Raw genomic sequence first — 12,503 nt, 5'->3', positions numbered from 1 at the left:
CTATGAGAAACAAGGAGGGAACCGAATGTTAGACCAGACGTATTACAGAAAAACGGACGAGATCATCGAGCACTACGGCCGGAAAGCTGCATCACTGATTCCGATCATGCAGGATATCCAGGCTGAGTACCGTTATCTTCCGGGAGAGCTTCTTACTTATGTTGCGGAACAGATTGGTGTAAAAGAAGCGAAGGCGTACAGTGTAGCTACTTTCTATGAAAACTTTTCCTTTGAGCCGAAGGGCAAGTACATCATCAAGGTATGTGACGGTACTGCCTGTCATGTACGTAAGTCCATGCCTGTAAAGGAAGCAATGCTGAAGGAACTTGGACTGAGTCATAAGAAGCATACTACAGATGATATGATGTTTACCGTTGAGACAGTTTCCTGTCTTGGTGCCTGCGGACTTGCACCGACACTGACTGTAAATGATGAAGTTCACCCGAAGATGACTCCTGAGAAGGCTGTTGAGCTTTTAAATGAATTGAGAGGTGAGAGCGTATGAGTATAACCAGTATGGAAGATCTGAAAAACAAACAGGCTGAGGTTAAGAAGAATCTTGATGGCTATACCTGCCGTGTTCTCGTCTGTTCCGGTACCGGATGTATTGCTTCCGGTGCTCAGAAGATTTATGAAGAAATGTCAAGACTCTGTGAGGGAATCGAGGGTGTTGCGGTTGAGATGCAGAAGGATGTTCCTCATGTAGGAATCGTTAAGACCGGATGCCAGGGCTTATGTGAACTTGGTCCTCTTATGAGAATTGAGCCCTATGATTATCAGTATGTACATGTTCAGGTAGACGACTGTCGCGAGATCGTAGAGAAGACCGTGATCTGCGGACTGCCTGTTGAGCGTCTGTTTTATCGTCATAATGATGAGGCCTGTCCACATCCCAGTGACATTCCGTTCCTGAACCAGCAGACAAGGATCGTTCTTGAGAACTGTGGCAAGATCGATGCAGAGTCCATTGATGAATATATTTCCGTAGGCGGCTTTTCCGCTATGGCGAAGGCGTTCTTTGAAATGACCCCACAGGGTGTTATCGACGAGATCTCGAAATCTGGTCTCCGCGGCCGTGGCGGTGCAGGTTTCCCTGCAGGCAAGAAATGGTCACAGGTTGCACGCCAGTCGGAAAAAGTCCGTTATGTAGTATGTAACGGTGATGAAGGTGACCCGGGAGCATTTATGGATGGTTCCGTAATGGAAGGTGATCCTTACAAGATGATCGAGGGTATGGTGATCGCTGCCTATGCAGTAGGTGCAGAAGATGGTTATATTTATGTGCGTGCCGAGTATCCTCTTTCTGTACAGAGACTTCGAATGGCTATTGAACAGGCAGAGTCCTATGGCCTTCTTGGTGATAATATCCTTGGTTCCGGTATTAATTTCCACTTACATATCAATCGCGGTGCCGGAGCGTTCGTATGTGGTGAAGGTTCTGCCCTGACTGCTTCTATCGAAGGCAACAGAGGTATGCCTCGAGTAAAACCTCCGAGAACGGTTGAGCAGGGCCTGTGGGGTAAACCTACGGTTCTGAATAACGTAGAGACTTATGCCAACGTACCGAAGATTATCCTTCAGGGAGCAGACTGGTTCCACACCATCGGTACAGAGGGAAGCCCTGGAACCAAGACTTTCTCACTTACCGGTTCCATTGAGAACACCGGTCTTATCGAGGTTCCAATGGGAACAAGCCTCCGTCATATCATTTATGACATCGGTGGTGGTCTTAAGAGTGGTGCTGCATTTAAGGGTGTACAGATCGGTGGTCCTTCCGGTGGATGTCTGATCGACGATCAGATCGATCATCCGCTTGATTTTGATTCTGTTAAGAAGCTGGATGCCATCATGGGTTCCGGTGGACTTGTTGTTATGGATGAGAATACCTGTATGGTAGAGGTTGCGCGTTTCTTCATGAGCTTTACACAGCGTGAGAGCTGTGGTAAATGTGTTCCCTGCCGTGAGGGTACCAAACGTATGCTTGAGATCCTGGAGAGAATCGTTGCAGGTAAGGGTGAGCTTTCCGATCTGGATGAGCTGGAAGAACTTGCAAACATGGTTCAGAGTATGGCTCTGTGCGGACTCGGTAAGAGTGCACCGCTTCCGGTCATCAGTACTCTGAAGCGTTTCCGTGACGAATATGTAGAGCATATCGTAGATAAAAAATGTCGTGCGAAGGTCTGCACGGCGCTCCGTCAATTCCATATCAATCCTGAGTTCTGTATCGGCTGCGGCAAGTGTGCAAAGAACTGTCCGACTGGTGCGATTTCAGGAAAGATCAAGCATCCACATGTAATCAACAATGACGTATGTATCAAATGCGGATCCTGTAAGGATAACTGTAACTTTGATGCGATTTATGTGGAAGCATAGAAGGGAGGATATCTTATGGGTACAATGACAATTGACGGAAGAAAAGTAGAATTTACTGACGAAAAAAATGTCCTGACAGTCATCAGGAATGCCGGTATCAATATCCCCACACTGTGCTATCATTCAGAGGTTTCCACCTTTGGTGCCTGTCGTCTCTGTACAGTTGAGGATGACAGAGGCAAAACATTTGCCTCCTGTTCCGAGCAGCCGAGAGACGGAATGGTTATCTATACCAACTCCGGTCGTATTAAGAAATATCGTAAACTGATCGTGGAGCTGCTTCTTGCAGCACATTGCCGTGACTGTACAACCTGTGTAAAGAGCGGCGAATGTATCCTGCAGGAGCTGGCACATCGCCTTGGCGTGCGGGATATCCGTTTTGAAAATACAAGAGAACAGCACGAGATCGATGACAGTTCACCGTCCATCATCCGTGATCCGAACAAATGTATCCTCTGCGGCAACTGTGTACGTGCCTGCGAGGAACTTCAGGGAATCGGAGCTCTTGGATTCGCATTCCGTGGAACAGAGGCCATGGTTATGCCTGCATTCAATAAAAAGATTGCTGAGACACAGTGTGTAAACTGTGGTCAGTGCCGTGTTTACTGTCCGACAGGAGCCATCTCCATTCGTACACATATGGATGAGGTTTGGGATGCACTTGCGGACAAGGATACCCGTGTGGTTGCCCAGATCGCGCCGGCAGTCCGTGTAGCAGTTGGTGATCACTACGGCCTCACAAAGGGCAGGAGCGTTATGGGCAAGATCGTCAACGCACTCCACAGAATGGGCTTTGATGAAGTATACGATACCACATTCAGTGCCGATCTTACTATTATGGAAGAGACCAAGGAGTTCTTAAACAGAGTAGAGAAGGGTGAGAACCTTCCGCTTCTGACCTCCTGCTGTCCTGCATGGGTGAAGTTCATCACAGATCAGTATAAGGAATATGTTCCGAACATTTCTACCTGCCGTTCCCCACAGGGAATGATGTCTGCGGTTATCAAGGAATACTTCCGTGATCCGGAGCATGCAGCAGGCAAGAAGACCGTTATGGTTTCCATTATGCCATGTACAGCCAAGAAGGCAGAGGCAATCCGCCCCAACAGCTTTACCGATGGCGAGCAGGATACCGATATCGTTATCACAACCACAGAGCTTCTCCGCATGATCGATAACTTTGGTCTTGATTTTGCAACACTGGATCCGGAAGCATGCGATATGCCGTTTGGATTTGGTTCCGGCGGTGGCGTTATCTTCGGTGTTACCGGTGGTGTTACCGAGGCAGTTCTTCGAAGACTGAGCCCGGATCACAGCAAGGAAGCCATGCATGAGATTGCAGAGTGCGGTGTTCGTGGTGAAGAGGGAATCAAGGAATTTACCGTACCGTACAAGGGAATGGATATCAATGTATGCGTAGCCAGTGGCCTTGCAAATGCAAGAACCGTTATGGAACGTGTAAAGAACGGCGAGGCAAACTATCATCTGATCGAGGTTATGGCATGCCGCCGTGGATGTATCATGGGTGGAGGTCAGCCGACCAGATCCGGTGACAGAACCAAGGCAGCCAGAGCAAGAGGTTTGTACAATGCAGACAATACCATGATCATCAAGAAATCCGATGAGAACCCACTGGTTCTGGAGCTTTATGAGGGACTCCTCAAAGGCAAAGAGCATCATCTGCTTCACAATGAGTTCTATATCAAAGACTGATATGAGGAATACAAAGGGCTGCTGTTCCCGGTGAACAGCAGCATATAAGAAGCCTTCCGGGCATATACTGTGGTATGCGGGAACTGTCTTTTTTAAGACGTTTCCCGGAACTTACAGGCCAGTATATGCAGGGAGGCTTTTTTATATGGAAAACTTTCAGGTTTACCGTGATATCCAGGCGCGGACGGGCGGGGATATCTACATAGGGGTTGTGGGACCGGTCCGTACAGGAAAATCCACATTCATCCGGAGATTTATGGAGCTGATAGCACTGCCATCGATCAGCGAGGGAAAAAGAGCAGAACTTCAGGATGAACTGCCATTAAGCGGTGCCGGAAAAATGATCACCACCGTAGAACCCAAATTTATTCCAAAAGAAGCAGTGGAAGTATCCATAGGGGAAAACCAGAAAATCCGGGTAAAACTCATTGACTGTGTAGGCTTTCTGGTAAAAGATGCATCCGGAAATGTGGAAGAAGGCAGGGAGCGGATGGTCAAAACTCCCTGGCAGGAAAAAGCAATCCCGTTCCATGATGCAGCCCGCATTGGAACGGAAAAAGTGATCAGCCAGCATTCCACCATTGGGATTGTAGTCACAACAGACGGAAGTTTCGGGGAGATTCCCAGAGAAAATTTTATTCCGGCAGAGGAACAGACCATAAAAGAACTGAAAGTCCAGGGAAAACCCTTTCTGATCCTGGTAAACTCCCAGACTCCCTACAGTGAGGAAACCGGAAAAACTGTAAAACATCTGGAAGAGAAATTTGGAGTATCCGTTCTGGCAGTCAACTGTGAACAGCTTCGAAAAGAGGATGTGACCAGAATCCTGGAGAAGATCCTTTATGAATTCCCGGTCAGTGAGATAGAGCTTTTTGTTCCCAGATGGGTGGAGATGCTTTCTCCGGAACATGAGGTAAAGGCGGCTCTGTTAAATGAGATTCGGGAAAAGATGACCAGACTTACTCATGTGCGTGATGTAAGCAGAGAATCAGTATATCTGGAAAGTCCATATGTGGAAGATACATTGCTTGAGCAGGTCAGTCTTTCCGATGGAAAAGTCCGTATCCGGATCGCAGTAAAAGACATTTATTATTATCAGATGCTCAGTGAAATGAGCGGGATATCCATGGAAAGCGAATATGAACTGATCCAGACCATAAAAGAGCTTGCCTGTATGAAGGAACAATTTGTAAAAGTCCAGGCTGCCCTGGAAGCGGTAAAAGGAACAGGGTATGGGGTTGTGGTGCCTGAGCTTTCCGAGATCACTATTGAGGAACCTGAGGTGATCCGTCAGGGAAATAAATTCGGAGTAAAGATCCGGTCAAAAAGTCCGTCCATTCATATGATCCGGGCGGGAATCGAAACGGAGATCGCTCCGATCGTTGGTACAGAACAGCAGGCGGAGGACCTGATAAAGTATATCAGAGAAAGCCCGGAGCGAGGGGAAAGTATCTGGGAGACCAATATTTTCGGAAAATCCATCCAGCAGCTGGTGGAAGACGGAATCCGGAACAAGCTGGCCATGATCAGCGAAGAAAGTCAGGTGAAGCTTCAGGATACTATGAAGAAGATCGTAAATGACAGCAAAGGCGGACTGGTGTGTATCATCATATGAATGGAGAATAGAATTGCAAAGCAAAAAGGACGTTCTTCAGCAGACGTCCTTTTTTTGATGTTGTTTTTTCCATTCTGCGATAAACTGAAGCTGTTCCTGGTCAGATAGTTCCTGGGAAGCGGCGTCATTTCCTGCAGCGGCACAGCAGAAAAGAACAAAGATCTGGAGTCCGAAGAATACAAGAAAAAAGAGAAGCATAGAAAAACCTCCTTTATTTTTCAGATATGTTAAGTATTGGAGGAGATAATGTATTTTATACATTATATTGCAAGAAAATCAGAGCAATGCTATAATTATCACTGGGTATGAAGATTTTTAAAACAGGAGGAAAAGAAACCATGAAAAAAAGAAGATTCGCACAGCTTGTTCTTATGATCACAATGCTGTTTTGCCTGACATTTGGCACAGTGTGTGCGCAGGCGGCAACAACAGCAACCACAACAACCGCAAAAGCAGCTGTTAAAAATGGCTGGAAAAAAGAGGGCGGTCAGTATTATTACTACATCAAAGGTAAAAAAGTTACTAACAAATTAAAAAGATCAATGGTGCGATATATTATTTAGGCTCGAATGGTGCAAGAAAGACCGGATGGTATACAGTAAAATCCGGAAATACCTACAAAACCATGCAGTTTGCTTCCAACGGAAAATACACTGGGAAATCCAAAAAAGCAAATGCAGAACTGATCAAGATGACAGATTCAGTGCTTCGCAGCCAGAAGATTTCTGCAAGTCTGACTACAACTGCGCAGAAAAAACGGCTCTTCAGAAATTGTTTAACTGTTCCAAAAAATACGGATATATGAGAATGAAGGGCTTTGACGGAAAACCTTTGCAGTTTACAAAAGGTAAAAGCCAGATGTTTGCATATCTGACCATGGGAATGAAAAAAGGAAACTGCTACGGTGTTGCATCAGCCTTTGCAGTACAGGCTAAACGTGCAACAGGACTTCCGGTCCGTGTATGCTGGGGAAAAAGTAATGTATTTAATAAAAATAAATGGCAGCCACATGGATGGACAGAGATCAAGATCGGAAATACCTGGTATACATTTGATGCAAATGCAGCAGGAAACAAATCCAGAAAAGATGTTAAATATTATATGCAGAAATCTTCATCCATGAAAAAATACTATAAAACTGAAGGAAGAGAAGATATCGTTCTCTAAAGAATAGGAGCAGATCATGAAAAAGTGGACAAAGAAGATCCTGGTAGCAGTACTTTGTCTGATGATGCTCCAGATGCCGGCAGCTGAACCACTTATTGCGGTTCAGACTGTACAGGCAGCATCTACAGCCAAGGCAGCCAAGGTAAAAAACGGTCTCAAAAAAGAGGGCGGACAATACTACTATTATGTGAAGGGAAAAAAGTAAAGAATACATGGAAAACCGTGACTGTCGCTAATAAGACTACCGGCAAAAAATGACATACAGATACTATTTTTCCAACACCGGAAAGGCTTATAAAGGTGGAACATTCTTCGGGGAGAACTATCTCCTTGTAAAAAAGATCGGCGGGAAATACTATGGATTTAACCGGTATGCACAGATGGTAAAAGGCGTTTATTATTCCGCATATGGACAGTCCAGAGCCGGATTTTATGCTTTTAATACAAAAACCGGTGTATACGATGCCAGAACATCTTCAAGATTAAGGAAAGCATTTGTAAGAGAAAAGAGTTCTGCAGCACTGCGGAAAGCCCTTGGCAGACCTCTTCGTACCAGAAAGACAGATGGCTGTTATGGTGACGGACAGGAATATCTGTTGGAATACACAAGATTCTGGGTCAATACATACAAAGACAAAAAGGGAAGGAAATCGTACTGGACGTGATCAGCAAATAAGATTCGCCAGACCGATAAATAAATATAATTATGGTTTTCAGTTCAATGGTATTTCTGTGTGTATTTCTTCCGGCTGCTTTTTGTCTGCATCTCCTTTTACCTGGGATGCGGGCCAAAAATTTTTTGCTTGTAGTGGCAAGTCTGGTCTTTTATGCATACGGAGAACCGATTTATGTAATATTACTGGTTGCTTCATCGGCGGGCAACTATATTTTAGCGCGCCTGACAGGGGAATGTCCGAAGATCCGTAAGCTCACAATGACATTGGCTGTGGTGATAAATCTCGGTCTTCTTGTGATCTTTAAATATTCCGGATTTCTGGTGGAGACATTTAATTCTGTTACCGGTGCCGGAATTCCGGTTCCGCATGTCCGGATGCCGATCGGAATATCGTTTTTTACTTTTCAGGCACTTTCCTACGTGATCGATGTTTATCGGGGAGATGCTTCGGTTCAGAAGAATTTCGGAAAGGTGCTTCTGTATATCTCATTTTTCCCACAGCTGATCGCGGGACCTATCGTCAAGTATCATGATGTGGAGGCGGAGATCAATAATCGTAAGCAGACACCGGAGGAAATCGGAAAAGGAATCCGGCGTTTCATTGCAGGTTTGAGTAAAAAGATTCTTATCGCCAACACAATGGGACTTGTGGCGGATAATCTCTTTGGTGCGGCAGCAACCGGAATCACTGGTCCGGGTGCTTGGCTGGGCGCAGTTTCCTATATGCTGCAGATCTATTTTGATTTCAGCGGCTACAGTGATATGGCGCTGGGACTCGGAATGATGTTTGGATTTCATTTCCATGAGAATTTTGATTATCCTTATATTTCTGCCAGTATCCGTGAATTCTGGAGAAGATGGCATATGTCTCTTTCAGGATGGTTTAAGGAATATCTGTATATTCCGTTAGGGGGAAACCGCAGAGGGAAATTCCGTACAGTGGTCAATAAAATGATCGTTTTTGTGTGTACAGGTATCTGGCATGGTGCCTCCTTTAATTTTCTGTTCTGGGGAATTTATCATGGCTTTTTCCTGATGCTGGAAGAGTATATCCCATTTATCGGGAAAAAGGGCGGAAAACTCAAGAGCTTTTTTCAGCATGTCTATGCACTTCTGGTAGTTTGTGTTGGCTTTGTGTTTTTCCGTGCGGACACTATGAAGCAGGGATGCTTCTGGATCAGAGAAATGTTTACGGATTTTGGATGGAAGGCTTCCGCAATGAGCCTTACACTGCAGCAGCTGACACCGGTATATCTTGTAACGCTGGCAGCGGCACTGGTCGCAGCAGTTCCGGTAAACAGCATGCTGAAAAAGTATAAATGGTATGAAGGCTTTACCTATGTATTAAGTCTGGCTGGTTTTGCGCTTTGTGTATTGAGCCTTGCCGGCGGAACCTATAATCCGTTCATCTATTTTCGATTTTAAGAGGAGGCAGAAAACATGAAAAAATTGCAGGTGCTTTATATTACTGCATTTTTTGCAGCTTGTCTTGTGCCATCTCTGGGGATGGCGGTGACAAAGCAGGAAGCATCGTCTGAAAACCGAAGACTGGCTGAGTTTCCTGAACTGAAAAAAGAAAACGAGATCAATACCCGTTGGCTGCCGGAAGCAGGCGAATATTTTCAGGAACATTTTGCGTTTCGAAATGAGCTGGTAACGGCAAATGCCCTTCTGAACGGGAAGATTTTCGGAGTATCTACTGCAGATGGTGTGATCCAGGGAACCGATAACTGGCTTTATTATAAGGATTCGCTGGAGGATTATCTTGGAGAGGAGCTTCTTTCCGAGAGAAGCCTTTTTAATATTGCACATACACTGGCCATGATGCAGGAGACATTGAATGAAAAAGGCGTGCAGTTTCTTTTTACTGTGGCACCTAATAAAACTCACTCTATGGAGAGAACATGCCGTACTATGACAGCCTGAAGGTATCATCGGACAAAAACCTTGTTAATCTTCAGAAATATCTCAGGCAGGAGCAGGTTTCTTACGGAGATCTGTATGAGACTCTTTCAGAAGAGAAAGAAGTTCTTTATCACAAAAGAGATTCACACTGGAACAACAAGGGTGCTGCAGTTGCGGCGGAAACATTGCTGTCTTCTCTGAAAAAGGAGCATGTTTCCTATAAGGAGGAACCCTATACTATAAAAACAGATTTCACAGGAGATCTGGATGAGATGCTGTATCCTCTTGCAACGACACCGGAAGAGGAAGTTTATTATGACAGACAGACAACATTTGCCTATGTGGGAGAAGTGGTAAGTAATTTTGATCCGAAGATCACAACGGTAAATCCTGTGAAGGAAGGAAGTCTGGTCATGTTCCGTGATTCTTTTGGTAATGCACTGCTTCCGTTTATGGCAGATGCTTATTCCAGTGCGTATTTTTCCAGAGGAGTACCTTACCAGATGAGTGAAGTGGATGAGAAGAATGCAGATACTGTGATCGTGGAACGGGCAGAGCGTTTTCTCCCGGAAATGGCACAGTCACCGCCGATCATGGAAGGACCGGAGTGTCAGGTGAATGTTACGGAAGAAGATACGGTTCCTGCCGGTGCCGGAGCAGTTCAGTGCGAGATCCAGGGAAATCTGGAAAAGATCACAGGTTGTATTGAAGAAAAATATCTGGATATAGACAGCAGGATTTATATAAGATTGAACCATGATAAGATTTATGAAGCATTTCCGATGGATGTTTCCACAGAAGATGGAAAAACGGACAGCAGCGGTTTTTGCTTATATCTGGACCGTTCACTTCTTGCAGCAGACGGAAATCAGATCGAAATTCTTACAGGCAACAAAGATTCAGCCCGTATAATAGGCGGACTGACACTATAAAGGAGGATATAAGAAATGAGAAAAAAACAGTACAGGTGCTTTTAGGGGCAGCATTGATCGCAGCGATGTGTCTGGGGGCACCGACAGCTGCTTTTGCAGGCGAGACAACGACAAAGGAGGAAACCGCAGAGAAAACTGGCGATAAAGATTCCGCAGAAGAAAAAGAGACCGCAGAGGATTTTCAGATCGGAGAGCTTACAGTAAAAAATCAGAGCGGACTTGAGGTGAAATCCGCAGAGCTTCAGGATGCAAAAGAGGATGACAGCAAAAAGAAAGACTCCAAGGATGCGGCAGGTCAGGATCTAGTGATCACCATGAAAGATGGTACAGAGCATACCTTCCGGAATGTGACACCGGATGACTGGAAAGAACCTGTTTTTTATAATGAGTATGAGATCCTTTATATTTCCTACACGGATGAAAAAGGAAAATCTCAGGAAGCGCTGGAAGATGCGAAGGAGACTGAGCTGGAAGAAGCTGCCACTACCTATGCAAAATCCAATGTAAATATCCGTGAAAAAGCGGATACAAAATCAAAATCCCTGAAAGTAACATCTCTTGGAACCGAGTTCAAGGTAACCGGTGTATGCCCTGGATGGCTGAAGGTTGAAGGAGATGGTGTTAAGGGATATGCGGCACATACATACTTCACTTCCAATAAAGATGAGATCGACAAGCTGGTAGCAGAGCAGAAAGCAGCTGAAGAGAAAAAAGCGGCAGAGGCAAAAGCGGCATCAGACGCACAGGCGGCAGCAGAAGCGCAGGCAGCGGCGGACGCACAGGCAGCGGCAGACGCGCAGGCAGCAGCGGACGCACAGGCAGCGGCAGAGGCACAGGCAGCGGCAGACGCACAGGCAGCGGCAGAGGCACAGGCAGCAGCAGAGGCAGCAGCATCAGAACCTACCGAGGTTAGCCGTCAGGCCTATGATGACTGTGACGGAAGTGGCCATGGCTACTATGAGATCACCTATTCTGACGGAAGTGTGAGATACGAAGAGTATTGATCAGAATGAACGATAAGGAAAGATATGTATGAAAAGATTAAAATTGTTTTTTATGGCGATGGTCATGCTTTTTTGCGGTGCAGATCTGCACGGTTTCCGTAACCTGTGAGACGCAGGCAGCAACTACTACGGCAACTGTAAAGAAGAAAACCGGTCTCTACAGAGAAAAAGGAAAATATTACTACTACACCAAGGGCCGAAAGATCAGAAACCAATGGAAGACCGTAAAGGGAAAACGGTATTATTTCGGGCCTAAATATTATGCGTTAACTTACCATAACAAGATCGGTTCCAGGATCTATGTGTTTGATACTGCAGGACGCCTTTTGAACGGAAAGACGTCACGTATCGTAAATGTAGGAAAATATTCCTATTACGTAAATAAGTATGGAAATCCTTCAAAGGGTTGGCTGTGTCTTCCGGACAAAAATCTTTACTATGCGGATTCCTGGGGACGTTTTTACAAAAACCGTACGCTGGAGGGAATCCGGTTCAACGGGAAGGGACAGGCTGTAAAAAATGATATGCGCAGCCTGAAGCTGCATTGTATAGGTGTGGTCCAAAATATTACAAGAAGTGGAATGTCCAAAAGCCAGAAGCTGCAGGCGTGCTGGAGTTATGTGATAAATAATACCTATTATTCATCTGCCTATTATCCGGATTTAAATCAGAATGACTGGTGGAGAATGACTGCGTGGAGAACGCTTGCTACAGGAAAGGGAAATTGTTATGGCTATGCCTGTGCATTTGCCGCACTGGCAAGAGAGATCGGATATGATCCATATGTGGTATGTGGTCGTGTTCCGGGAACCAGAGATGGAGCCGGAGATGGCTTTACAAGACATAGCTGGGTGATCATAAACGGACTTCATTATGACCCGGAAGGACAGGCTAAGGGCTGGCATACCGGTGTTTATGGAAGCTACAGCTACGGAATGGACAATCAGATCCAGAAAACAGTTAATTTCCGTACAGGAAGAGGAAACTAAATAAAATATACAGCAAAGATCCCGGGGATTCAGATGTAAGATCCCGGGGTCTTTTTATATAAAACGAGTAGCGGGAAAGATGTCCGCAGAATAAGCTAAAGAAAGGTCAGCTGTCCGACGGGAGAGCTT

The 12,503-nt window shown here is 45.5% G+C and carries 14 protein-coding genes; 13 read left to right on the top strand and 1 reads right to left on the bottom strand.

Features of this window, described 5'->3' with window-relative positions; genetic code table 11:
* Positions 1–25: 25 nt before the first annotated feature.
* From CK1_RS05425 to spoIVA, 4 genes are all read left to right on the top strand, one after another.
* Positions 26–505 (top strand): complex I 24 kDa subunit family protein, encoded by a 480-nt coding sequence (locus CK1_RS05425; protein WP_015525285.1) that lies wholly within the window; start codon positions 26–28, stop codon positions 503–505.
* Positions 502–2,373, top strand: coding sequence for an NADH-quinone oxidoreductase subunit NuoF (locus CK1_RS05420; protein ID WP_015525284.1), 1,872 nt, complete (start codon positions 502–504; stop codon positions 2,371–2,373). Before CK1_RS05425 ends, CK1_RS05420 begins: the two co-directional genes overlap by 4 nt.
* 15 nt (positions 2,374–2,388) lie before the next feature.
* On the top strand, positions 2,389–4,086 hold the full coding sequence (locus tag CK1_RS05415) for a [FeFe] hydrogenase, group A (RefSeq protein WP_015525283.1): 1,698 nt from the start codon (positions 2,389–2,391) through the stop codon (positions 4,084–4,086).
* A gap of 145 nt (positions 4,087–4,231) precedes the next feature.
* Positions 4,232–5,701, top strand: a complete 1,470-nt coding sequence (gene spoIVA / locus CK1_RS05410) for a stage IV sporulation protein A (RefSeq protein ID WP_015525282.1) — start codon at positions 4,232–4,234, stop codon at positions 5,699–5,701.
* Positions 5,702–5,737: 36 nt separating this feature from the next.
* Here the strand turns inward: spoIVA and CK1_RS05405 are convergent, their stop codons facing one another.
* Positions 5,738–5,899: a hypothetical protein gene (locus CK1_RS05405; protein ID WP_015525281.1), complete on the bottom strand. Its 162-nt coding sequence runs from the start codon at positions 5,897–5,899 to the stop codon at positions 5,738–5,740.
* 140 nt (positions 5,900–6,039) lie between these two features.
* Between CK1_RS05405 and CK1_RS05400 the strand changes: the two genes are divergently transcribed.
* The 9 genes from CK1_RS05400 to CK1_RS05360 all read left to right on the top strand — a co-directional run bounded on the left by CK1_RS05400 (position 6,040) and on the right by CK1_RS05360 (position 12,374).
* Entirely contained in the window at positions 6,040–6,264 is a 225-nt protein-coding gene (locus CK1_RS05400; RefSeq protein ID WP_015525280.1) for a hypothetical protein, read from the top strand.
* Positions 6,265–6,508: 244 nt separating this feature from the next.
* Complete coding sequence (locus CK1_RS05395; protein ID WP_015525278.1) at positions 6,509–6,868, top strand: transglutaminase-like domain-containing protein; 360 nt, start codon at positions 6,509–6,511, stop codon at positions 6,866–6,868.
* 16 nt (positions 6,869–6,884) lie between these two features.
* The gene (locus CK1_RS05390) at positions 6,885–7,073 is read left to right on the top strand and encodes a hypothetical protein (RefSeq protein ID WP_015525277.1); all 189 of its coding nucleotides are present in this window, start codon (positions 6,885–6,887) and stop codon (positions 7,071–7,073) included.
* Between the two features lie 49 nt (positions 7,074–7,122).
* Positions 7,123–7,533 carry a hypothetical protein gene (locus tag CK1_RS05385; RefSeq protein WP_015525276.1) on the top strand — a complete coding sequence of 137 codons (411 nt, stop codon included), beginning with the start codon at positions 7,123–7,125 and terminating at the stop codon, positions 7,531–7,533.
* Positions 7,534–7,676: 143 nt separating this feature from the next.
* Positions 7,677–8,969, top strand: coding sequence for an MBOAT family O-acyltransferase (locus CK1_RS05380; protein ID WP_330583975.1), 1,293 nt, complete (start codon positions 7,677–7,679; stop codon positions 8,967–8,969).
* Between the two features lie 15 nt (positions 8,970–8,984).
* Positions 8,985–9,470, top strand: a complete 486-nt coding sequence (locus CK1_RS05375) for an alginate O-acetyltransferase AlgX-related protein (RefSeq protein ID WP_015525274.1) — start codon at positions 8,985–8,987, stop codon at positions 9,468–9,470.
* Positions 9,449–10,381, top strand: a complete 933-nt coding sequence (locus tag CK1_RS05370) for an alginate O-acetyltransferase AlgX-related protein (RefSeq protein ID WP_015525273.1) — start codon at positions 9,449–9,451, stop codon at positions 10,379–10,381. Before CK1_RS05375 ends, CK1_RS05370 begins: the two co-directional genes overlap by 22 nt.
* Positions 10,382–10,416: 35 nt before the next feature.
* Entirely contained in the window at positions 10,417–11,385 is a 969-nt protein-coding gene (locus CK1_RS05365) for an SH3 domain-containing protein (RefSeq protein WP_306288782.1), read from the top strand.
* Positions 11,386–11,462: 77 nt separating this feature from the next.
* Entirely contained in the window at positions 11,463–12,374 is a 912-nt protein-coding gene (locus CK1_RS05360; protein ID WP_306288781.1) for a transglutaminase-like domain-containing protein, read from the top strand.
* Positions 12,375–12,503: the final 129 nt, after the last annotated feature.

The organism is Ruminococcus sp. SR1/5 (genome assembly GCF_000209835.1).
In the GTDB taxonomy this organism is placed as follows: Bacteria; Bacillota; Clostridia; order Lachnospirales; family Lachnospiraceae; genus Blautia_A; species Blautia_A fusiformis.
This window is presented reverse-complemented; position numbering and strand designations above follow the sequence as displayed.